The organism is Bacillota bacterium (assembly GCA_012727955.1).
GTDB lineage: Bacteria > Bacillota > Limnochordia > DTU087 > JAAYGB01 > JAAYGB01.
In genome coordinates this window covers 11938-34838 of the sequence record JAAYGB010000001.1, presented here as the reverse complement: position 1 = coordinate 34838, position 22901 = coordinate 11938, and the positions used below count along the sequence as shown (strand labels likewise).

Genomic DNA, 22901 nt, shown 5'->3' with positions numbered 1-22901 from the left:
GTAATACCAGGAGGTGCAGACAATGGCGGAGTTAGCAATTATCGGTGGTACCGGTGTTTACGATCCCAACCTGTTGACGGATCTAAAGGATCAGGTAGTGGACACCAAGTACGGTTCTACAGCGGTTATTTCGGGACAGTACTTGGGACGGCCTGTGGTCTTTATGCAGCGCCACGGCCAGGGACACACTGTACCTCCCCATAGGATTAACTATCGGGCCAATATCATGGCTTTGAAAAATCTCGGCGTTGAGTACGTGTTGGCGACGGCAGCGGTGGGCTCCCTTAACAAGGCGATGCATCCGGGAGATCTGGTGGTGATCGATCAGTTCATTGACTTTACTAGACAGCGCCCCCTCACCTTTTTTGACGGCGAGGATGGAGAGGTTGTGCACACCGATTTCACTGAGCCCTATTCCCCCAAATTGCGGGAAGTATTGTTGGAGACCGCCAAGGACAAGGGGATTCGGGTTCATCCCACGGGCACCTATGTCTGTACCGAGGGACCCCGGTTTGAAACCCCCGCGGAGGTGCGGGCCTATGGGATGCTCGGCGGAGACGTGGTGGGCATGACCAACGTCCCTGAGGTTGTCCTAGCCCGGGAGGCTGGTCTAAATTACGCGTTGGTGGCCATTGTAACTAACTACGGAGCGGGAATCGGTAGGGGCACCTTGGATCACCACGAGGTGCTGGATGTGATGGCCGCCAGCAGTGAGAAGCTCAAGACGCTGCTCATGGGGGCTATGGACCGCCTGCTGGGGGGTGAAAAGTAATGGGAGACCCAGCTAATCGGGTGAGACCGATTACTTGGACGGGAGAACGTCTCAGGCTCCTAGATCAGACTAAGCTGCCCACAGAGATTCTGGAACATGAGTATCGGGACTATCAGTCGGTGGCTGAGGCCATTCGGACGATGATCGTCAGGGGAGCGCCGGCCATCGGAGCCAGTGCTGCCTATGGTATGGTCCTGGGAGCCTTTGAATTTAGGGATCGACCCAGGGACGAGTTTGTTACCGGGATGAAGCAGGTAGCCGATACCCTGGCGGAAACCAGGCCCACTGCTGTGAATCTCTTTTGGGCCCTGAGGCGAATGCTGCAGGTGATTGACTCCCACCCCGAAGCCGAGGTGGAAGAGCTGGTCCAAAGGCTGACGGCAGAAGCCGATGCCATCGCCCGGGAGGATGAAGAGACCTGCCGGCGGATTGGCGATAACGGCGCCAGCCTGATCAAGGACGGCGATGGAGTGTTGACTCACTGTAACGCTGGTGCCCTGGCCACAGTGGATTACGGTACTGCCCTGGGAGTGATCCGTAGTGCCCATCGGCAGGGTAAGAAGATCCATGTCTATGTCGATGAAACTCGGCCCTATCTTCAGGGGGCAAGGTTGACGGCCTGGGAGATGGTACAGGAACAGATTCCTGCCACTTTGATTACCGACAGCATGGCAGGCTGGATGATGCAGCAGGGCCGGATTCAGGCAGCGGTGGTGGGGGCCGACCGGATTGCGGCCAACGGTGATACCGCCAACAAGATTGGGACCTATACCGTAGCGGTGCTGTGTAAGGAACACGGAATTCCCTTTTACGTCGCGGCGCCGCTGTCCACCATTGATCTGGATATTGACTCTGGACAGGAGATTCCCATCGAGGAGAGGGACCCCCGGGAGATTACCCATTTTTACGATCGGCGGATCGCCCCCGAGGGGATCCAGGTAGCCAACCCTGCCTTTGATGTGACTCCCGCGGAGTATATCACCGGGATCATTACCGAGCTTGGGGTAGTCAAAGCTCCCTATCGTGAATCCATTGCCGCACTGTTTGCCAAAGCGAAGGAGAAAGCTAATGAGTAATTCCATCCTGATTAAAGATGTGAGGCTGTTGGGAGCCGCCGCTGACTCCCACGTCGATATTCTTGTCGAAGGGGGAGTGATCACCGGCATTACCGCGACCGGCGAAGATCCTACTGGCCAGGAACCGACGGTGGAAACCGTGATCGCCGGCAATGGTCGGTTGGCCCTTCCTGGGTTGGTCAATGCCCACAACCACATCGGAATGACTATTTTGCGCAGCTACAGCGATGATCTGCCCCTGTGGCAGTGGCTGCGGGAAAAGATGTGGCCGGTGGAAGACAGACTCACCGAGGAAGACGTGTACATAGCATCGCTAGTGGCCATCGCTGAAATGCTGCGGGGCGGAACCACCACCTTCGCCGACATGTACTTTCACATGCAGGGGGTGGCCAAGGCCGTCGAAGAATCGGGAATTCGCGCGGTGTTAAGCCGGGGCCTGCAGGGTTTATCGGGAACGGGGACGGCCGGGCTGCGGGAGGCCGAGGCCCTGGTCACGGAGTATGGTGGTCACGACAGAATCACCGTAATGCTGGGACCCCATTCACCGGTGACATGTCCGCCGGAGTTTCTCCGGGAAGTGGTCAAGTTAAGTGAGCGCCTGGAAGTTCCCATCCAAACCCATCTCGCGGAAACCCAAACAGAGGTGGAGGAAATCGCCAGAGATTACCAGCTCACTCCCCTGGAGTATCTGGACAAGTGGGGAGTGCTGGATCGTGGCTTGATGGCAATTCACAGTGTCCACCTGTCACCGTCGGATATAGCTTTGATGCAGGAATATGAGGTTACGGTGGTGCATTGCCCCACCAGCAACCTGAAACTTGGCAGTGGTATCGCCCCGGTGCCGCAACTTCAGGCCGCGGGAATCACCGTCGGGCTCGGTACCGATGGCCCAGCCAGTAACAACGACCTGGATATGTGGGAGGAAATGCGCCTGGCGGCTCTCATTCACAAGGGAGTAAATCTTGATCCACTGCTGGTGCCCGCGGAAACCGCTTGGCAAATGGCTACCGTAGACTCGGCAAGGGCCCTGGGCCTGACTGATATCGGTGAACTGAAGGTTGGCTGCAAGGCCGACGTTATTCTGGTGGATATCCAACAGCCCCATTGGACTCCCCAATTGGACTTAACGGGGAATTTGGTCTACTCCGGTAAGGCCGCGGATGTCTCTTTGGTGATGGTGAACGGCCAGGTGGTCCTGGAGGACGGAGAGGTGCTTCTCTTTGACGAAACAGAGGCCATGTCTCGGCTGCAAAGGCGGGCGGAAGAGCTAGGACTCACCAAGGGGTGAGGCCGAGGTGAACAGCCCAGAGATTAAGGTGTCTCAAGCCTTGGCGCGAAAGGCCCAGTCCCTGGGAGCAGAGGGACTGGAGTGGTTAGCCAAGCTGCCGCAATTGGTGACGGAGCTGGCCAGGGATTGGCAGTTGGTGGTAGGGGACCCTTTCACCGGTGGCTCCGAAGGTTACGTGACCGAGGCCAAGACCCTGGATGGAATGGATGTGGTCCTGAAGGTGGCGATGCCGCCCATGGAGGGAAATGCTGTCATCGCCGAGGAGATCTGGGCCCTGAAAATCGCCAATGGACAAGGGTACGCCAGGTTGTACAGATATGATTTATCCCGTCGGGCGCTGCTTTTGGAGCGGTTGGGCCCTACCCTAGAGTCCCTGGAGTACTCTCCTTACGAGCAGATGGAGATTATCTGCCAGGTCCTTCGTCGCTCGTGGGTTACCGTGCCCCCAAGGGCACTCCTGAAGACCGGAGCCGATCTTGCCCGGGAATTGGCGGAGTTTATCCGGGGGCTGTGGCGAGAGCTTAATCAACCCTGTTCGAAGCTAGTCTTGGATCGCGCCCTGGCCTATGCTCGGGAGCGGGAAGAGGAGTTTGCCCTTTCAGCATCGGTCTTGGTTCATGGTGATGCCCACAATCAAAATACGCTGCAGGTCCTGGGCACCGAACCGCCAGAATTCAAGCTAATTGACCCCGATGGGATTGCGGCAGAACGGGCCTATGACCTTGGGGTGTTGATGCGGGAGTGGATTGCCGAGCTGCTTGCCGATCCCCTATCTTCAGGAAAGGCACGATGCCATTACCTGGCTCAGTTGACTGGCGTAGATCCCGGCGGAATTTGGCAATGGGGTTTCATTCAGTCGGTATCGACGGGTTTGTTTCTCCTGCATTTGGGAGCAGGGCAGCAGGGGCGGCAGATGCTGCAAGTGGCAGAGGAATGGGCCAGGGAACAACAGGTTGGGTTCTAGGGAGAGACCGTTGGAGGCAATGCGATGGAAAAAAGTGGATTGATGGGCAAGGGCAGGACCGCGGAGGTCTATGAGTGGGGCAAAGATCAGGTACTGAAGCTCTTTTATGAAGACACCCCAAAGGCTGTGGTGGACTATGAGGCCGGGGTGGGAAGGTTGGTATCCGAGGCCTTGCCGGTGGCACCGGCTGTACATGGAACTGTGCAGATGGATCATCGGTACGGTATCCTTTACGATAGGGTTAAGGGAAAATCCCTATCCTACCACTTGGTAACCAACCCCGAGCAAGGCGAAAATTACGCCAAGAAAATGGCTGAGCTGCATTGGCGGATTCACCAAGCAACCTGCACTGAGCTGCCCCAAGAGTTGGAACGGTTTTCCCGAGGGATTGCAGCTGCCGCCGACTGGCTGGGAGATAAGGTGGCAAGGATCTTAGATTACGCGAGGGAACTTTCGCAACCCGTCGCAATCTGTCATGGTGATTTTCATCCCGATAATCTGTTGGTGGCAGAAGAGTTAGTCCCCATCGACTGGATGAATGCCTACTTCGGATCGCCCTGTGGGGATGTGGCCCGCACCTGTCTCATTCTGCAATCTCCCCACCTGCTGGGGCTGGTGCCTCAGGAGATACAGGCGGCGGTTAGTCAGCAAATTAGGCTGATCCACGACAGTTACCTGACGGAGTATCTGAGACTCTCGGGAGCTAGCCAGGCAGAGATCGAGGCCTGGTTCCTGCCGGTGATGGCCGCCAGGCTCCGGGAAAGGGTGCCTGGGGAGGAGCAGTGGTTGCTTACGGAGATTAACCAAAGATTGGCGACCCTTTAGCACAAACAGACACAAGCAAAGTGGGCGGTCTCAGTGACCGCCCACTTTGTTTTCCATGGAAAGGGGTTATTCAGCCTCTTGGGCTAGCTCCTGGGCCATCTTCAGCCCATCTTTAATTCGCCGCAGGCTGGTTTCCTTACCCAACAGCTCCAGTACTTCGTACATCCCAGGACTGACGGTGCCGCCGGTGGTAGCTACCCGCAGTGGTTGCAGGATGTTTCCTAGCTTCTCGTCGAGCTTCCTTTGAATCTCTTTGAAGACCTCTTCCAGGCTGTTTTCCGTCCAATCCTCCAGGGGCTCCAAGGTCTCAACCAGCAGGTTGAAGAGTCTAACGGCATAGGGCCGCCCCAAGAACTTGCGCACTGCCTTTTCGTCGTAGGTAATTTCCGACTGGAAGAAGTAACGACTGGAATCCACCACGTCAACCAAGGATTTGAGCCGGGTCTGCAGCGAAGCGACAACGGCTTCGATGTGATCCCGTTGGTCCTTGGCCTGCTCTTGGGTAATTAGTCCTGCCTCGATTAACAGGGGAATGGCCCGGTCTGTTAACTCTGCCGCGGTGAGTTGTCGCAGGTAGACCCCGTTCATCCATTCCAGTTTTTTCATATCAAAGACCGCGGGATTCTTGGAGCATTTCTCCAGCGAGAACTTCTCGATGAGCTCCTCCCGGGAAAAGATCGTTTGGGAATCATCATAGGCCCAGCCCAGCAGTGCCAGGTAATTGACCATGGCTTCAGGCAGGAAGCCATCGTCTCGGTACTGGGTCACAGAGGTGGCGCCGTGGCGCTTACTGAGACGGGTCTTGTCCGGCCCTAAAATCATTGGAATATGGGCAAAATGGGGCACAGGAACACCCAAGGCCTCATAGACCTGGACTTGGCGCGGTGTATTGGAAATGTGATCGTCGCCTCGAATCACATGGGTGATCTTCATGGTGGCATCGTCGATGACCACTGCGAAGTTATAGGTCGCCATGCCATCGGACTTGCGGATCACAAAGTCATCGAACAGTTTGTTGTCAAAGCGCAGTACCCCGTGGATTAGGTCGTTCACCACCGTCTGACCATCATCTTTGGAGCGAAAGCGTACTACGGGAGTTCGTCCTTCGGCTTCCAGGGCTGCTCTTTCACTTTCCGTCAGATGCGCGCACTTCCGGTTGTACTTGGGATCTTCCCCACGGGCCATTTGTTCCTTACGCATGGCATCCAATTCTTCTGGGGTGCAGTAGCAATAGTAGGCCTTGTCCTCTGCCAACAATTGGTCGATGTACTGTTCGTACAAGTTGACCCGTTGTGTGCAATAGTAGGGCCCATATTCCTGATTGGCCGTCTCTGGCCCTTCATCCCAGTCCAGCCCCAGCCAGCGCATGGCTTCAAGAATTTCTTCCACGGATTCTTCCGTCGAACGAGCCAGATCCGTGTCTTCGATCCGGAGAATAAACTTACCGCCGGTGTTGCGAGCGTACAACCAGTTGAATAGAGCGGTTCGTGCCCCGCCAACGTGAAGAAATCCCGTGGGGCTGGGCGCAAATCGCACGCGAACCTCTGACATTACAACTCTCTCCCTTGTTCTTTGGATAGTATCAGACAAACTGCTATTCTTGATGCTATGTTGTCCTCAATTTTTGTTCTAGATGTCACAGGTTTTTCCTGCTGGTTTCTGGGCAAATACCCTTGACGGCGTCGGGCTAGCATGGTATACTCGCACTTGTGGTTGTTAATTGGCAAAGATAGGCCCCCATCGTCTAGTGGCCTAGGACATCGCCCTCTCACGGCGAAGACAGGGGTTCAAATCCCCTTGGGGGTACCAATCAGGAAATGGATCGCTTTGGCGGTCCATTTTTCCTTTTCCAAGCGGCACTTGTCTCCAGCATAAGGTGACGGGACTCAACGGAGAATAAGGTTGTGACCAATCACATTATGCTAGGAGGGAGCTGCATGAGGGTCACCTGGGAAGCTTTGCGTCGCACCCTCGGGTTAGCGGAACCGGAAACCGAGGCGCTGACCAGAGACCGAGTTAGCCGTAATCGGACGGACACAGAGTTAGCGGCGGAGTTTGGTCCCTATACCGGGATGACGGATCTTCCCTTTGCAGAAGGGGACTACCAGCATGGTCCCGACAGTGGGATTAGGGTGTCCCCGGTACCTGTGACCAAGGGTGAAGAGCTGGAGATCAAGTACAATGGTTTGCTGGCTCAATCCGGCGCCGACGCGGTCTTTCTCCACTACGGATTTGGACCGGGAAACTGGCGTGGTGTGCGGGAAGTGCCGATGCGCAAGACCGACGACGGTCAGTGGACGGCTCGAGTCTATGCTGACGGTTCCGGTAGGTTTAGCTTCTGCTTCCGAGACTCTCTTTACAACTGGGACAACAACTCTGGAAAGAACTGGAGCTATCTGATTCATGGCTCCGATGAACGACAGCACTAATTGCTTCTTGTAAATTACTTCAGGTCCGGGAACAAAGTGGTTTCCCGGACCTTGCCTGTTCTTGAGGGAAGTTGCCCAATCTGGAAATTTCTGGTGAGGTTTTTCAATCCCCAGATCCGGCAGGAAAGTTGCCCACAACACCAGAAACTATGAAGGTCTGAAAGAGTAGATCTGGAATAGATTGCAGATTCTATGACTGAATGTCGGTCTTGGAGATGAGTGCTTGATTTAGGGGATGAAACCTATGCCTAACAATAATGGACAAGAGACTCGAATGTTCCCTGTGGCCGGGGAGCATTTGGACAAGGTCAAAGATGTTAAGGACATCATGAAAATTGTCTTTCAAGCCCTAGAGGAAAAGGGATATCGGCCCGTTGATCAAATTGTGGGATACTTGGTTTCCGGTGATCCTGCCTATATCACCAGTCACAGGGACGCCAGACTCCTACTGCGTCACGTTGAACGCGATGAATTGCTCGAGGAAATTGTCCGCTATTACTTGGAAGGTTTGCAGTAGGAGGTCAGGCATATGGAAAAACTGGTGATTAATGGCGGACGTCCCTTGTACGGTGAGGTTAGGATCAGTGGCGCCAAGAACAGTGCGCTGCCGATTTTAGTCGCGGCAGCCCTGGCAGAAGGCGAAAGTGTGTTAGAAAACGTCCCCAAGGATCTGGATGTAATTACCATCAGCATGATCCTGCGAGAATTAGGGGTTAAAGTGTGGTCCGACACTTCTGGTCGGGTGCACGTTGATGGTTCTGGGTTGAACACCTACCAGGCTCCCTACGATCTCGTGAGGAGGATGCGAGGGTCCTTTTATGTGGCCGGCTTACTCCTAGCCAGGGTCAGGAAGGCAGAAGTGCCTCTGCCTGGCGGCTGTGCCATTGGGTCTCGCCCAGTGGACTTTCACCTGAAGGGTTTTCAGCAGCTTGGGGCCGAGATCAGCATTGAACATGGATATATGAAGGCTGAGGCGACAAAGCTTCAGGGCAGTAAGCTGTATATCAACCGCTCCAGTGTCGGTACCACCATCAACCTGATGATCGCTGCTAGCTTGGCAGAGGGAACCACCATCTTGGAAAACGCTGCCAAGGAGCCGGAAGTGGTAGATGTAGCTATCTTCATCAACTCCATGGGTGGTCGGATCCGGGGTGCTGGTACCGACGTGATCAAGATCGATGGCGTAGAAAAGCTTCATGGTACAGAATATTCCATTATTGCCGACCGCATCGAAGCAGGAACCTATATGATGGCTGCGGCCATGGCCGGTGGCGATATTACCCTGAAAAACGTGGTGCCGGAACACCTGCGCTCTCCCATCATCAAGTTGGAGGAGGCCGGTCTCTTGGTGGGTGAAGGGATCAATGAGATCAGGGTGGTCGCCAAAGAACGTCCCCTCGCTGTGGACGTCGAAACCTCTCCCTATCCTGGCTTTCCAACGGACTTGCAGCAACCCTTTGTTTCGGTGATGTCCATCGCCTCGGGAACCAGCGTGGTGAGGGAAACGATCTTCGATCGGTTCCGCTATGTCGATGAGCTGCGCCGTATGGGCGCGGACATCAAAGTGGAGCGAGATACGGCAATTATCCGAGGTGTCGAGAAACTCAGTGGAGCCCCCGTGGAGGCGACGGATCTGCGGGCTGGGGCTGCGCTGATCTTGGCGGCCTTGGCGGCGGAGGGAACCACCGAGATCTATGGAATGGAGCATGTTTACCGCGGGTACGAGCAAATTGACAAGAAGTTGCGCAATCTCGGGGCAGATGTGATTTCCCATGATGGTGGCAGCCTAACCGCGGAGGAACAGTTCGACGCTTTGATGCTCAAAAGTAGTGCCACGAGGTAATTCGAGGAAACTGCGGGGGGCCGTCGGTGGCAACTGACGGCTTCGTCGCGTTGACCAGGAAAGCCAGCGCGACAGTCCCCGGTCCAAAGGTGTTGCCTTGGAGGAAAGTCTTGCCTTAGAAAAGAAGATCTATAGACCAGGTTAACCGGCACCTGCCGGCGGCCGGGAGAGAGGAAAATTATGGCTGGTGCGAAGGTCACAGTCTCCGGGGATTTGGAAAGTAACCACCGTGGTAGTCAAGGCTCGGTAGGAGACAATAATTAGTGGCATCCTTAGCACCAAGTCTCTTGAGTCGATAAAGGAGGAACCTCCATTGAGCGACTTAAAACGAACCTTCGAAAGCCAATATGTTGTGGTCAAAGCCCTGGCTGACGGGGTGACCATCATTGGATTGACCCGGGGAGAGGACACCAAGTTTCATCATACCGAGAAACTCGATCGGGGAGAAGTAATGATTGCTCAGTTTACCGAACATACATCGGCCATCAAAATCAGGGGCAAGGCTGAGATCCTGACGGAACATGGACCGATTGTGTCAGGAACCGATACCAAATAGAGACTTTGGTGCCATTAGTGATGCTAATTTGCCGGTTTCCAACGGGAAAGGAAATCACTGGAGGCGAAGTCATTGATGACCGTTGTTTATGTGGCACCAACTAAGTCCATTGCCGAGTCGATTCGCAGGGCCTTTGAGGCCGAGGGGATCATGACTGTGTTGAAGGAGTCCAAGCGAAAGTCCGCCCGGACTAACATAGAAATCCTGGTTTTGGAGTCGGAACTCGAGGAGGCGCAAGCTATTCTCTTCCATGCCCTGCAGCGGTAGATTCGGATACAACTGAGGTGTATTACATGCTGAAGGATTTGTTTCGGTCAAAACCGAAATATGTCACGGTGCGGCCCACTCGCCTTCCAACCCAACAGCCCAAGCGGGAGATTCCCGATGGCTTATGGACCAAGTGCGAAGGCTGCTCCGCGATGCTATATAATAAAGAGCTGGAAAAAAATCTCTTTGTCTGTGATAAATGCGGTCACCACTTTCGCATTTCTGCGTCGGATCGGCTGAAGCTGATTGTGGACCCAGAGACCTTTACCGAGGTCAATGATGAACTAGAGTCCGTCGATCCCCTGAGGTTCCCTCATTACAAGGACAAGCTGCACCAGGCTCAGGTGAAAACCGGAATGACCGATGCCGTGATGACGGGAATCGGTCGAATTCAGGGCCAGCAGGTAGCGCTGGGATTTGCCGACTTTGGTTTCATTGGGGGAAGCATGGGTTCGGTCGTTGGGGAACGATTGACTCGTTTGTTCGAGTTGGCTATTGAGCAGAGCCTGCCGGTGGTGATTTTTAGCGCTGGTGGTGGTGGGGCTCGGATGCAGGAGGGAATTCACTCTCTGATGCAGATGGCCAAGACAAGCCAAGCGGTGGCCAAGCATGATCAAGCAGGACTGTTGTATATTTCTGTGCTAACGGATCCAACCATGGGTGGAGTCTATGCTAGTTTTGCGACTCTGGCTGATATCTTGCTCAGTGAACCGGGAGCTCTCATCGGCTTTGCCGGGCCCAGAATCGTAGAAGAGACGATTCGGCAAAAACTGCCCCAGGGATTTCAAAGCTCAGAGTTTGCATTGGAGCATGGGATGCTCGATGGAATTGTTGCACGTAAGGAGCTCAGACCAACCATTGCCAAGCTCCTGCGGATGCATGGTTAATGGGGTGGTTTCTTGCGACAGAAGGATTACTTTGACTGGGAAAAGCCATTGTCCGAATTAGAAGCTCGCATCGAGGAATTGCAGCAGTTTACCAGAGAAAAGAACATCGATCTGTCCGAGGAGATTTCAGTATTGGAGAAAAAAGCTGAACGGTTGCGTGAGGAGATTTATAGTAATTTGACCACCTGGCAGCGGGTGAGAATAGCCCGTCATCCCAAGCGACCGACGACCCTGGACTATATCGGGCGGATTTTCGATGATTTTGTTGAGTTACATGGTGATCGGGTTTTTCGCGATGACCCGGCCATGGTCGGAGGACTGGCGCTACTCGATGGTCAACCGGTGACGGTGATAGGGCCGCAAAAGGGACGGGATACTAAGGAAAACATCCGTCGTAACTTTGGCCTACCCCATCCCGAGGGATATCGGAAGGCCCTGCGGTTGATGCGACAGGCGGAGAAGTTCCAGCGCCCGATTATCACTTTAATTGATGTAGTGGGAGCCTATCCTGGCATTGAAGCTGAAGAGCGGGGCCAGGGGTTGGTAATTGCCGAGTGTATTCGGGACATGTCCCAACTGAGGACGCCAATTGTATCGGTGATTACCGGAGAAGGCGGTAGCGGTGGGGCGTTGGCCATTGGAGTGGGCAACCGCATCCTGATCATGGAGCACGCCTGGTATTCTGTGATTTCTCCGGAGATGTGTGCCAACATTCTCTGGAAAGATTCATCGAGAGCTGCCGACGCCGCCGAATTGCTCAAGATTACGCCGGAGGATCTACTTGATTTCGGCGTCGTTGATGGTATAGTTAAAGAGCCTTTAGGCGGGGCCCATCGGGATCACGATGAAGCAGCAAGATTGCTGAAGACTGCAATCAAGTCAGCTTTGCTGGAGCTGCAGGGCCTGTCGCCGGAGGAGTTGGTAGCCCAGCGGCTGGAGAAGTTCCGCCAAATGGGCCGTTTTGCTGATCCCTTTGCAAAAGAGTAGTAGAGGTTGGGCAGGGATCTAGATTCGGAGTAGAGGATGTGGAAATATGATACGGAGAATTGGAGTGGTAACCAGCGGCGGTGATGCGCCGGGGATGAACGCCGCCGTTCGGGCGGTGATCAGGACCGCTGAAAACTACGGTATCAGTGTGATGGGGATTATGCGGGGCTACCACGGATTGATCCGTAACGAGATCTTCGAGCTGACGCCGAGATCCGTTGCTGACGTGATTCACCGTGGTGGAACGATCCTAAAAAGTGCTCGGTCAAAGCAGTTTACCACCGAGGCTGGGCAGGAAAAGGCCGTCAAGAACTTACAGGAAGCCGGCATTGAAGGCTTGGTAGTCATCGGCGGTGACGGTTCCTTCCAGGGCGGCTTGGCCCTGCAGAGCAAGGGAATCAAGATCGTGGGCATTCCTGCCACTATTGACAACGATATACCTTGCACCGATTTTACCATCGGATTTGATACCGCTCTCAATACAGTGGTGGAAGCTATCAACAAGATTCGAGATACCGCAACCTCCCACGAGCGGGTGTATGTGGTTGAAGTGATGGGACGGAATTCCGGGTACATTGCCCTCTATGCGGGGTTGGCCGGTGGAGCAGAGTCAATCCTGATTCCCGAAGTGCCCATGGATCTCGATGATGTTGTGGCGCGTATCGAGCGCAGCTATGAACTAGGTAAGGCTCACAGCATAATTGTCGTCGCCGAGGGATTCAACGGTGACTTGGGACCGGAAGTTCAGTCAGAGCAGAGCCCGGCCTTTCGGGTTGGTAGCTATGTAAAAGAAAGGACAGGTTTTGAAACTCGGGTCACAATCCTGGGTCATATCCAAAGGGGAGGCAGTCCCTCGGTATTTGATCAAATTCTTGCTAGCCGCATGGGTGAAAAGGCAGTGCGGCTGTTAATGCAAGACAAAAGTGGGTATATGGTTGGTATCACCAACAATGAGATCAATGCTGTGGGTCTTGAGTATGCTTTGGCGCAGGAAAAGCAGATTGATCTTAGCTTCTATGAATTGGCCCATATGCTGTCATCATCATAACAAAGATTAGAGGAGAAAATGCCGAAGGGAGCCGCCGGACATGCGCAAGACAAAGATAGTGTGTACCATTGGGCCTGTTTCTGATTCCAAAGAGGTCCTCGCCGAACTGATGGATGCTGGAATGAATGTCGCTAGGCTTAATTTCTCTCACGGCACCCATGAAGAGCACGCCCGACGCATTCAGAGAATCCGTCAGGTAGCTGAGGAGAAGGGCAAAGTTGTTGGAATCCTGCAGGACATTCAAGGGCCCAAAATTCGGATTGGAATATTTCAGAATGAGAAGATTCTACTGAAACAAGGGGATAGGTTTACTCTCACCACCGAAAACATCGATCCCCGAGGAACACAAGAAAGAGTCTTTGTGAACTATCCCAAGTTGCCTCGGGATGTCAAGCCGGGCAATGTTATCTATCTCGATGATGGGATTTTGGAACTGCAGGTCGTAGAAGTCAAAGGCAATGATGTAGTCTGTGAAGTTATCGTTGGCGGCGAGCTTAGTTCCCGCAAGGGAGTAAGTTTGCCCGGGGTTGATGTGGATCTGCCCCCACTGACTGACGCCGATATGGAGGACATCAAGTTTGGCGTGGAGCAAGGGGTGGATGCCATCGCAGCCTCCTTTGTCCGGAGAGGAGAGCACATCGAGGCGGTCAAGAAGGTGATTGCCGCGGCTGGTGGTAGTCAACCGGTAATCGCTAAGATTGAGAGTCAAGAGGGTGTGCGTAATATCGATGATATTATCGCCTCTGCCGATGGGGTCATGGTGGCCCGGGGAGATATGGGCGTTGAAATGGCTCCAGAAGAAGTGCCCTCCATCCAGAAGATGATTATCCGCAAGTGTAACATGGCCGGGAAGCCGGTGATTACAGCAACACAGATGCTGGATTCGATGATTCGCAATCCCAGACCCACAAGGGCTGAGGTCACTGACGTGGCAAATGCCATCTTAGATGGTACCGATGCTGTGATGCTGTCTGGAGAAACGGCGGTGGGTAAGTATCCCGTCTGTGCGGTGAAGATGATGCATCGCATTGCTGCCAAGACGGAAACTTCCCTGGATTATCCCAATTTGCTGGCAGAAGGCCGGAAAAACTACCGAGGGTCAATTACCGAGGCGATTAGTTATGCCACTTGCATGACAGCAGAGGACATTAAGGCCGCCGCGATAATTTGCTCGACTCAGTCTGGGGTTACCGCCAGAATGGTGTCCAAGTATCGGCCTCGTTCGGCGATCATTGCCGTGACGCCCTATGAGAGAGTGGTTCGTAGGTTGGCCATGGTCTGGGGGGTTTACCCCATCTTGGTTCCCAGGACATCGAATATCGACTCGATGCTGGATGTGGCAGTAAAGGGTGCCCTGGAAAGCGGCTTAGTTCACCCAGAAGACACCTTGGTTATCGCTGCTGGAGTCAGAACGGGAACCCCCGGCGCAACTAATCTCTTACAGGTGATTAGAGTAGAGTAAGTTGATTCGGCATCCTGTGGCAAGGTGAGAAAGAAAAGGGGCGGTATAGTTCATGTTTCGGTGGTTATTACTGGCAATACTGATACTGCCCTTTCTTGAATTACTCCTTTTGATCGAACTGGGGAAGAGCATCGGTACCGGATTGACCATCGGGTTGATCCTGTTCACCGCGGTGGTAGGAACGTACATAACTAGGTGGCAGGGGCTGTCGATCCTATTCCGGATTCAGTCGGAATTAGCCAATGGACGAGTGCCCGGCAACGAGCTGCTGGATGGGTGCTTGATCCTTGTCGGTGCCGTGTTGCTACTTACCCCAGGTTTGATCACGGATACGGTAGGTTTTTGTCTGCTTCTACCTGCCAGTCGAAGACCAGTTAGCCGTTGGATGAAAAAACGATTACAGGTCTATGTGTTGAGTGGTAGATGGAGATAATCGGATCCAAGGTACATAGCAATCCACGCAGTCCGCGTTTGTTTGTGGTGCCATTGCCCTGGGCTAGATGGTGCCATTTTTCTTTTGGAGGGTGAAAGCAGTGCAGGTTGGCAAATTACCTACGGATCAATTGTCCCAGCTTTTGACCGGTAGATTGGGAACCCCTCGCCCCGATGTGTTGCTTGCTCCCGGGATCGGGGAGGATAGTGGAATAGTGGACTTCGGCGATGAGGTATGTGTGGTCTCCACGGACCCAATTACCGGTTCCGTCACCAATGGTGGTTGGTTAGCTGTCCATGTTTCCTGTAATGATGTGGCTGCCAATGGCGGGGAGCCTGTGGGGATTCAGCTGGCTTTGCTGTGGCCCAGTGGTTCCGACTCCTCAGCCTTGCGTAAGGTGATGGACGATGCCCATCGGGCCTGTGATGAGTTGGGGATTGCCATCTTAGGAGGACATACGGAAGTTCTTTCCAGCATCCAGGATCCGATCATTGTCTGTACCGCTCTGGGTCGCTGCCCTAAGGACAAGTATGTTACTTCCACGGGGCAGAGGGTGGGGGATACCGTCCTGCTGGTCAAGGCTGTGGGGCTTGAGGGATCGGCGATTTTAGCACTGGAACATGGGGATCAACTGGGTAACGTGCCCGATGACTTGATAGCCGCCGCCAAGGGATACCTAGGGGAGATCAGTATAGTGAAGGAAGCCCTAGCCGCCCGTGATGCCGGGGTGACGGCGATGCACGATGTTACCGAGGGTGGGTTGTACGGAGCCTGTTTGGAGCTGGTTCAGGCCTCTGGCAAGGGAATTCGGCTTTACCAGGAACAGGTCCCCATCCGTCCTGCCACTCGAGCGATTTGTCGAGAGTTAGGCCTAGATCCCCTGGGATTGATCTCCTCGGGAGCGTTACTGGTTACCACCGCAGATCCCGACAGCGTGGTGGCAGCGGTTCAGGCCTGCGGCAGTGAAGTATCGCCGATAGGAGAAGTGATGGAAACACCCTCCTTACAATTGGTTCAGGCCGATGGAAGCGTCCGTGGGCTTTCGGGATTCTATGAAGATGAACTGTGGAGATGGCTTCGCACCCAAAGGGGTTAGGCAGTAGCCGTCAGCAACGGAAAACAGCAGTCTGGTCACTGGATTTGTGATCAGAACTGCTGTTTTTTGTTTTCCCCTAGGTCTTCGATCCCAAAAATCGCCAATTGAGAGCCGAGTCCTATACAGGCTCGAGATCCCGCCCATACATTAGTCTTAGAACAATAATCCTAACAAAGGAGGATTCCAGATCATGGGCTATCCATACTACCATCGCCGGCGATACTATCCTTCAGATCCCTGGGATGACATCTACGCGGCACAGGCTTGCCCCAGCGGATATACCACCTATACCATCAGGGCTGGTGATACCTTTTATCGCCTAGCCCAAAGATATCAAGTTGGGCTGGAAGAGTTGCTGGCGGCAAACCCTGGTCTCGATCCAGATGATTTGCGCGTGGGGCAGCAGATTTGCGTTCCGGAAAGAGACACCGGTCCAATGCCCCAGTGTCCTGCGGGCTGGACGTTGTACACCATCCGCTCCGGCGACACCTTGTACCGCATTGCTCTGGATCGAGGGACTACCGTGCGGGAGTTACTGGATGCCAATCCCGGCGTTGATCCCAATGCCCTGAGAGTGGGCCAACGCATCTGTGTTCCTGGGCCCATGCCCGGCCCTGAGCCTCGATGCCCCCAGGGATGGACGCTCTACACCATTCGCTCCGGTGACACCTTGTATCGCATCGCCCAGGAAAGAGGAACCACCGTCGCGGCGCTGCTCCGGGCTAACCCCGGTATCGATCCCAACGCCCTTAGGGTAGGCCAGCGCATTTGTGTTCCAGCGGCCGCTCCTGGTCCTGGTCCTGAGCCTCAATGCCCCCAAGGTTGGACGCTCTACACCATTCGCTCCGGTGACACCTTGTATCGCATTGCTCAGGAAAGAGGAACTACCGTCGCGGAGCTGCTCCGGGTCAACCCTGGTATCGATCCCAATGCCCTGAGAGTAGGCCAGAGAATCTGTGTTCCGGCAGCAGGCCCCGGTCCAATGCCCCAGTGTCCTGCAGGCTGGACGCTGTACACCATCCGCTCCGGTGACACCCTGTATCGCATCGCCCAGGAACGGGGAACCACGGTAAGAGCGTTACTAGACGCCAATCCCGGCGTTGACCCCAATTCCCTGAGGGTGGGCCAACGGATCTGTGTTCCTGGCCCTGAGTGTCCCACTGGATATGTGCCCCGTACCATTCGGGCTGGAGACACCTTGTATTCCATTGCCCGGGAGCTGGGCACTACCGTAGATGATATCCTAGATGCCAACCCCGGTCTTGACCCCGACGCCCTGCAAGTCGGGCAGCAAATCTGTGTTCCCAGAGGTAGATAGATTCGAAGCTCGAGAGAGGACTCACGGAACCAAAGTTTCGGGAGTCCTCTTGTTGATCTTGGCGGAGGAGGGACGAGAAGGAGAGCGAATATTCTGACAGAAGGCAAAATTGAGCGACTCCTCACTTGCCTTTGCTTGTGTCGAGCCGATTACAAACTCCTCGCTACACCGAGGAACAAAGGTGGTTTTGGATATGAATGGTTCCATGCCGCAGATCCCCTTGGGACAGCACACATTATCCCGGCTGATTCTTGGTGCCAATCCCATCAACGGAGGCTCCCATCTCTCTCGCTTCGTGGATGCCCAGATGAAGCGCTACTTCTCTCCAGAGCGGGTTCTAAAGCTGCTTACCCGTTGCCAGGAGTTGGGCATCAATACCTGGCAGTCAAATCCCGCTAACTTGGATTTGTATCGAGCCCATAGGCAGCAGGGAGGGCAGATGCACTACGTCTGTCTGGCCCAGGAGGATGAGTCCGATCCTCAGATGCTGGAACGGGCAGTGTCAGCAGGTACCATTGCCGTGGCCCATCATGGTGAGTTCACTGACCGGTACTGGAAAGGCGGGGAAATCCACCAAGTGCGGGATTACTGCAAGAAAATCAGGGATGCGGGAGTGCTTGTCGGGGTATCCACTCATATTCCCGAGGTGGTCAAGCATGTCATCGAGGAGGATTGGGATGTCGACTTCTTCATGTGCTGCGTCTATGAAAGGCATCGCACCCGGGAGGAGCTCCTTGCCTTATTGGGGCATGTCCCGATTCCCATTCCCGAGGTTTACTTAGAAAGCGATCCCCCTCGGATGTTTGCCGTGATGCGCCAGACGGAAAAACCCTGCCTAGCCTTCAAGATTCTTGCCGCTGGACGGTTGTGTGAAGATCAGGCCACGGTAGAAAAGGCCTTCCGGGAGACCTTTGCTCAGATTAAGCCCAATGATGGCGTTATCGTTGGGATGTATCCTGAATATGAAGATCAACCTGCCCTAAACGTCGAGTATGTCAAGAAGTATGGAGGCAATGGCGTCGCTTGTGAATAGAGCCAGAAGGAGACGTCAGCCTCCTTTTCACCCGAGGGAGGGACTTAGGTGCTGCGGGAGATACGTCACAAAGTAGATTTTTGTGTTATTGGTGGTGGTTTGGCAGGAATGTCTGCGGCCATCGCTGCGGCCCGCCACGGGGCCAAAGTACTCTTGATGCATGATCGGCCGGTGCTGGGAGGTAACGCCTCCTCTGAGGTGCGGATGTGGATCTGCGGTGCCCGCGGTGAAAACAACCGGGAAACGGGGATCGTCGAAGAGATTGCCCTGGAAAATCTGTATCGCAATCCAATGCTGAACTACTCCATCTGGGACAGTGTCTTGTACGAAAAGGTGAGGCTTGAAGAGAACATCACATTGCTCCTCAATTGCTCCTGTAACGATGTCACCATGGAAGGTTCTCGGATTAAGTCTGTGAAGGGATGGCAGCTGACTACCCAGACGTGGCATGTCGTTGAGGCTGATCTCTTTGCTGACTGCTCCGGTGACAGCATTTTGGCCCCCCTTACGGGAGCGGAGGTGCGATGGGGACGGGAGGCTCGCAGCGAGTTTAACGAGTCCATTGCACCTGAGGCAGCCGATGGGAAAACGATGGGGATGAGCTGTCTAATTCAGCTGCGGGAAACAGACCGAAAGCAGGAGTTTATTCCCCCGAGCTGGGCCTATAAGTATCCCACCGACGAAGACTTACCCCATCGGAGCCACGACATCGCGCCCTTGAATAATTACTGGTGGATTGAACTGGGCGGGGAACAGGATACGATCCACGACACTGAGGAGATTCGTGATGAGCTGTTGAAGGTGGCCTTTGGCGTTTGGGACCACGTCAAGAACTACGGGGATCACGGCGCCGATAACTGGATCCTAGAGTGGGTGGGATTCCTGCCGGGCAAAAGGGAAAGTCGTCGCTATGTGGGAGATCATATTCTCACTCAACATGACGTCAGGGCCGAAGGCCGCTTTCCTGATCTAGTAGCCTATGGCGGATGGCCAATGGATGACCACCATCCCGGCGGAATGAACTATCCCGGAGAACCGACGATCTTCCATCCGGCACCATCCCCCTTTGGGATTCCCTACCGCTGCCTTTACTCAAGGAATATCGAGAATCTCTTCTGTGCCGGACGAAACATCAGTACTACCCACGCTGCCTTAAGTTCCACCCGGGTGATGGCCACCTGTGCCACCGTGGGCCAGGCTGTGGGAACGGCAGCGGCCATCGCAGTTAAGGAAGGACTAACCCCTCGGGGTGTATACCAACACGAGATCCAACGGCTCCAGGAGACGCTAATGGATGACGATTGCTACCTGCCTTGGAAGGTGAGGCCCCAGCCTTGGCTAACCAGGAAGGCCTCACTAACGGCCAGCACCGGGGATCCTGAGGTAGTGCGCAATGGTATCGACCGTCCTGTGGCTGGTGCCGAGAATTGTTGGGTAGGCGGCCGGGGAGACTGGATTGAATACAGCTTCTCTGCTCCGGAAAAGATCTCCCGATTGCGGTTTGTTTTCGACAGTGATTTGAATCGACCGGAGAAAAATATGCCCTGTATCTACCCCCTGGACCAGCGAGAAGTAGGGGTGCCCCACACCATGATCAGGAAGTTTCGTGTGGAGATTAAGGACACTGAGGGCAATTGGCGAGTGGCTACTAGGGTAGAGAACAACTACCAAAGGTTGGTTAAGATCGATGTGGACTGTACAGCCCAGGCTCTGCGGTTTGTGCCCGAGGAAACCTGGGGTCTGGATCAGTTCAGAGTATTTGCCTGGGACATTTCCTAGGCTCGAATGCTTTGTTATGTGTTCAGGGCACCCTAAAAGGAGGGTGCCCTGAGGCAATTTTAGTACCTGCCTTGCATGTCTTGAAAGGCGTCCACAATTCCTACGTAGTACTCCGACTCCCTCCGAATGTGGTTGATTACTGTCTGAGCAACATCGTTCGCGGCTACTGCGGCACTCTCATCGATGATGCGGTCAAAGAGTGCGATGAATTCCTTACTTTCCAGTTTCGCCTCATGAATTAGGTACATGATTTCATCGAGCAGCTCGTAGCTAGGTTTTCCATGTAAGCGGGCTAGGGCTTCAATGTAGCGTACTGTTTCCGCTCGAGTCGCCCAAAGTCTTTTTTCCATTTCCAGCAATGCCGCAACAAATTCCGGTTCCAGGTCGTCGACAATATCCAGGATAACCGTTACATGTTCTGCCTCTTGAACCTTCCAGAACTCCGTCTCATCAAGAATGGGTATTGGCATGTGGCCCCCCAGATAGTACTCCACCGTCTGACTCTCCCTTCGGTCTGTCTCGTGCATCTGCTCACACCTAGGATATTCCGGCTAGGAGCCGTCGGTGATTGAAAATTCCCTGGGCAGATCCCTTGACCTTTACGTTACGTAAAGGTGTATGCTACAGTTGTCGGGAGGTGACACCGATGGAATATACGGTCAAAGAGTTAGCCGATTTAGCTGGCATCAGTGGACGAACTCTCCGCTACTACGATGAGATTGGCCTGCTAAGCCCGGGACCGTCAACGCCGCGGGATATCGCATCTACGGTCCCAGGGAAGTGGATAATCTGCAGCAGATTCTGTTTTATCGGGAGCTGGGCTTCAAGCTGGACAAGATCAAGGAGATTATCACTGATCCAGGTTTTGACGAACTGGAGGCACTACGGGAACATCGGAGGCAGCTTCTCGAAAGGCGGGAGCAACTGGATGCTCTCATTGCCAACGTGGAGAAGACCATTGTGGTTAAGGAAAGGGGAATGGACATGGCGGACCAAGAGAAGTTTGAGGGATTTAAGCGCAGACTAATTCAGGAGAATGAGAAGAAGTATGGTGAGGAAATTAGGAGCAGGTGGGGCGATGAGGCCATAGACCGGTCCTATTCCGTCTTTAAGGGGATGAGTAAGGCAGACTACGAAGACTTCGAGGCACTGAGTCAGCAAATCATCGACCTTTTGGTCCAAGCGGTACCCACCGAGGACCCCGGGGGAGAAGTTGGGCAAAGGATCGCCAAGCTCCATCGGGAGTGGATCACAAAGGCCTGGGGCAGTTACTCCCCGGAGGCCCATGCCGGTCTGGCTCGAATGTATGTGGACGACGAGCGATTTACCCAGTACTATGATCAGCATCAGCCAGGAGCTGCTAAGTTTCTGCGGGATGCCATTTTGATTCTTACCGGCGAGGACCGGTAGAGATACGATGTCACAGGGCCCGGCGTTGGCTAGATGCCGGGCCGCTGCTAGACTTCCATGATTGGGGGAATTACTATGAAGCGATGTCCCGATGACTACATCGGTCGCTGGTTTTCGGTACTCCATCGACTATCCCTGAGCCATATTTCCACGGAACTACAGGATCTCAACCTAGGCAGCGGCCAGATCATGTTCCTGTTGGAGCTATACCATCGTGATGGAGTGAGTCAAGGGGAGCTGTCGGCCTGCTTGAGTATCGATGGAGCCAATACCACCAGGGCGTTGAACAAGCTGGAGCGGGAGGGTTACGTCACTCGAGAGGTTGATCCCCAGGACAAGCGGGCCTATAGGGTATACCTGACGGACAAGGCCTGGAAAATACGAGCTCGCATCCACCAGTTGATGACCGACTGGGAGACGGCTCTGTTGGCAAACCTATCGGAAGAGGAAAGGGATACCTTTACCAAGTTGTTGAAAAAGGTGGGCCACACCGTAGCGGATAACTATCGGTGTTTGGGCTGCCATCTGGCCCGTTGTGATGACTGAACCAGGCCGCCGGATGATAAAATTGGAATTTCTTTTTTTCTCCGGATAGTTGCGCACGCAACTATCCTATGTTATGCTGACAAAGCAGAGTAAATTAGTAGGATTTAAGACATAAGGAGCTATTACAGATGCCAAATAACTTCTTAGCCATCAATAACCTGCATGTGCAAGTGGGGGAAAAGGAGATTCTTTCTGGATTAGATCTGGTGGTTAACTCCGGTGAGGTTCACGTGATTATGGGACCTAATGGAGCGGGAAAATCGACCTTAGCCAACGTGTTGATGGGTCATCCCAAGTACGAGATCACCGCCGGTGACATTTCTTGGCAAGGTCAGCGGATCAATGACCTGCGCACCGACGCCAGGGCTCGGTTGGGTATTTTCCTATCCTTCCAGTATCCCGAGGAAGTGCCGGGAATTACCCTAGAGAACTTCCTGCGCTCTGCCAAGGCCGCGATTACCGGGGAACCCATCAGCCCCTTGGAGTTTCGTCGGCAGCTGCGGGAGACGATGCAGCTTCTGGAGATGAAGCCAGAGTATGCCACTAGGTATCTCAATGAGGGCTTTTCTGGAGGAGAAAAAAAGAAGAGCGAGATTCTGCAGATGTTGGTTCTGCAGCCAAAATTGGCTATTTTGGATGAAACCGATTCCGGACTGGACGTCGATGCCGTCCGTATCGTAGCCGCCGGGGTGCAGAGCTACCAAAACAGCGACAACGCCATGATTATCATCACCCATCACAGCAAGATTCTGGAATATATTCGTCCGGACTTTGTTCATCTGCTGATTGATGGGCGCATTAGGACCAGCGGCGATGTCGATCTTGTAACGGCTCTGGAGCGAGACGGCTTTGATGCCTTTCGGCACTAATCGTCCTAGGGGA

General features: G+C 54.1%; 23 protein-coding genes, 1 tRNA gene and 1 pseudogene. 23 read left to right on the top strand and 2 right to left on the bottom strand.

The features are described 5' to 3' along the window. Positions 1 to 22 precede the first annotated feature (22 nt). Genes mtnP through GX030_00185 form a run of 5 tightly spaced genes read left to right on the top strand, consistent with a single transcriptional unit; the run spans position 23 to position 4925 of the window. Positions 23 to 772, top strand: coding sequence for an S-methyl-5'-thioadenosine phosphorylase (gene mtnP, locus GX030_00205; protein NLV90807.1), 750 nt, complete (start codon positions 23 to 25; stop codon positions 770 to 772). Beyond that, positions 772 to 1848, top strand: a complete 1077-nt coding sequence (mtnA, locus tag GX030_00200; protein ID NLV90806.1) for an S-methyl-5-thioribose-1-phosphate isomerase — start codon at positions 772 to 774, stop codon at positions 1846 to 1848. The genes mtnP and mtnA overlap by 1 nt, the downstream gene beginning before the upstream one ends. After that, on the top strand, positions 1841 to 3136 hold the full coding sequence (locus GX030_00195; protein ID NLV90805.1) for an amidohydrolase: 1296 nt from the start codon (positions 1841 to 1843) through the stop codon (positions 3134 to 3136). Before mtnA ends, GX030_00195 begins: the two co-directional genes overlap by 8 nt. A 7-nt stretch (positions 3137 to 3143) precedes the next feature. Beyond that, a complete protein-coding gene (locus GX030_00190; GenBank protein NLV90804.1) occupies positions 3144 to 4100 on the top strand; it encodes a hypothetical protein in 957 nt (318 codons plus the stop codon). A 24-nt stretch (positions 4101 to 4124) separates the two neighbouring features. Then, positions 4125 to 4925 carry a phosphotransferase gene (locus GX030_00185; GenBank protein ID NLV90803.1) on the top strand — a complete coding sequence of 267 codons (801 nt, stop codon included), beginning with the start codon at positions 4125 to 4127 and terminating at the stop codon, positions 4923 to 4925. A gap of 66 nt (positions 4926 to 4991) precedes the next feature. Here GX030_00185 and GX030_00180 read toward each other — a convergent pair whose 3' ends face one another. Next, positions 4992 to 6476, bottom strand: a complete 1485-nt coding sequence (locus tag GX030_00180; GenBank protein ID NLV90802.1) for a glutamate--tRNA ligase — start codon at positions 6474 to 6476, stop codon at positions 4992 to 4994. Positions 6477 to 6658: 182 nt separating this feature from the next. Between GX030_00180 and GX030_00175 the strand changes: the two genes are divergently transcribed. The 15 genes from GX030_00175 (at position 6659) to GX030_00105 (ending at position 20063) form a co-directional block, all read left to right on the top strand. Then, positions 6659 to 6734: transfer RNA gene (locus GX030_00175), tRNA-Glu, on the top strand. A gap of 263 nt (positions 6735 to 6997) precedes the next feature. Further along, positions 6998 to 7354, top strand: coding sequence for a carbohydrate-binding protein (locus tag GX030_00170; protein NLV90801.1), 357 nt, complete (start codon positions 6998 to 7000; stop codon positions 7352 to 7354). Positions 7355 to 7598: 244 nt separating this feature from the next. Next, entirely contained in the window at positions 7599 to 7871 is a 273-nt protein-coding gene (locus GX030_00165; GenBank protein NLV90800.1) for an IreB family regulatory phosphoprotein, read from the top strand. 12 nt (positions 7872 to 7883) lie between these two features. Continuing rightward, on the top strand, positions 7884 to 9197 hold the full coding sequence (gene murA / locus GX030_00160) for a UDP-N-acetylglucosamine 1-carboxyvinyltransferase (GenBank protein NLV90799.1): 1314 nt from the start codon (positions 7884 to 7886) through the stop codon (positions 9195 to 9197). Between the two features lie 313 nt (positions 9198 to 9510). Beyond that, positions 9511 to 9753 carry a trp RNA-binding attenuation protein MtrB gene (mtrB, locus tag GX030_00155; GenBank protein NLV90798.1) on the top strand — a complete coding sequence of 81 codons (243 nt, stop codon included), beginning with the start codon at positions 9511 to 9513 and terminating at the stop codon, positions 9751 to 9753. Positions 9754 to 9825: 72 nt separating this feature from the next. Then, positions 9826 to 10020 carry a glutamate decarboxylase gene (locus tag GX030_00150; GenBank protein NLV90797.1) on the top strand — a complete coding sequence of 65 codons (195 nt, stop codon included), beginning with the start codon at positions 9826 to 9828 and terminating at the stop codon, positions 10018 to 10020. Positions 10021 to 10046: 26 nt separating this feature from the next. Beyond that, positions 10047 to 10907, top strand: a complete 861-nt coding sequence (locus tag GX030_00145; protein ID NLV90796.1) for an acetyl-CoA carboxylase carboxyltransferase subunit beta — start codon at positions 10047 to 10049, stop codon at positions 10905 to 10907. A gap of 12 nt (positions 10908 to 10919) precedes the next feature. Continuing rightward, positions 10920 to 11894: an acetyl-CoA carboxylase carboxyltransferase subunit alpha gene (locus tag GX030_00140; GenBank protein ID NLV90795.1), complete on the top strand. Its 975-nt coding sequence runs from the start codon at positions 10920 to 10922 to the stop codon at positions 11892 to 11894. A 49-nt stretch (positions 11895 to 11943) separates the two neighbouring features. Next, the gene (gene pfkA / locus GX030_00135) at positions 11944 to 12942 is read left to right on the top strand and encodes a 6-phosphofructokinase (protein NLV90794.1); all 999 of its coding nucleotides are present in this window, start codon (positions 11944 to 11946) and stop codon (positions 12940 to 12942) included. A gap of 40 nt (positions 12943 to 12982) precedes the next feature. Next, positions 12983 to 14404 (top strand): pyruvate kinase, encoded by a 1422-nt coding sequence (gene pyk, locus GX030_00130; protein NLV90793.1) that lies wholly within the window; start codon positions 12983 to 12985, stop codon positions 14402 to 14404. A 52-nt stretch (positions 14405 to 14456) separates the two neighbouring features. Then, complete coding sequence (locus tag GX030_00125; protein ID NLV90792.1) at positions 14457 to 14837, top strand: FxsA family protein; 381 nt, start codon at positions 14457 to 14459, stop codon at positions 14835 to 14837. A 100-nt stretch (positions 14838 to 14937) separates the two neighbouring features. Further along, on the top strand, positions 14938 to 15933 hold the full coding sequence (locus GX030_00120; GenBank protein ID NLV90791.1) for an AIR synthase: 996 nt from the start codon (positions 14938 to 14940) through the stop codon (positions 15931 to 15933). A gap of 190 nt (positions 15934 to 16123) precedes the next feature. Continuing rightward, entirely contained in the window at positions 16124 to 17251 is a 1128-nt protein-coding gene (locus tag GX030_00115) for a LysM peptidoglycan-binding domain-containing protein (GenBank protein NLV90790.1), read from the top strand. Positions 17252 to 17444: 193 nt separating this feature from the next. After that, positions 17445 to 18284 carry a hypothetical protein gene (locus tag GX030_00110; GenBank protein NLV90789.1) on the top strand — a complete coding sequence of 280 codons (840 nt, stop codon included), beginning with the start codon at positions 17445 to 17447 and terminating at the stop codon, positions 18282 to 18284. 48 nt (positions 18285 to 18332) lie between these two features. Further along, entirely contained in the window at positions 18333 to 20063 is a 1731-nt protein-coding gene (locus GX030_00105) for an FAD-dependent oxidoreductase (GenBank protein NLV90788.1), read from the top strand. A gap of 59 nt (positions 20064 to 20122) precedes the next feature. On the opposite strand, the gene GX030_00100 is transcribed toward GX030_00105, so the two are convergent. Further along, positions 20123 to 20590 carry a DUF2935 domain-containing protein gene (locus tag GX030_00100; protein ID NLV90787.1) on the bottom strand — a complete coding sequence of 156 codons (468 nt, stop codon included), beginning with the start codon at positions 20588 to 20590 and terminating at the stop codon, positions 20123 to 20125. Positions 20591 to 20709: 119 nt separating this feature from the next. On the opposite strand from GX030_00100, the pseudogene GX030_00095 reads away from it, so the two are divergent. The 3 genes and pseudogenes from GX030_00095 (at position 20710) to sufC (ending at position 22888) form a co-directional block, all read left to right on the top strand. Continuing rightward, positions 20710 to 21473: pseudogene (locus GX030_00095) on the top strand (MerR family transcriptional regulator). Positions 21474 to 21548: 75 nt separating this feature from the next. Beyond that, the gene (locus GX030_00090; GenBank protein ID NLV90786.1) at positions 21549 to 22019 is read left to right on the top strand and encodes a MarR family transcriptional regulator; all 471 of its coding nucleotides are present in this window, start codon (positions 21549 to 21551) and stop codon (positions 22017 to 22019) included. 128 nt (positions 22020 to 22147) lie between these two features. Further along, on the top strand, positions 22148 to 22888 hold the full coding sequence (sufC, locus tag GX030_00085; GenBank protein NLV90785.1) for a Fe-S cluster assembly ATPase SufC: 741 nt from the start codon (positions 22148 to 22150) through the stop codon (positions 22886 to 22888). Positions 22889 to 22901 lie beyond the last annotated feature (13 nt).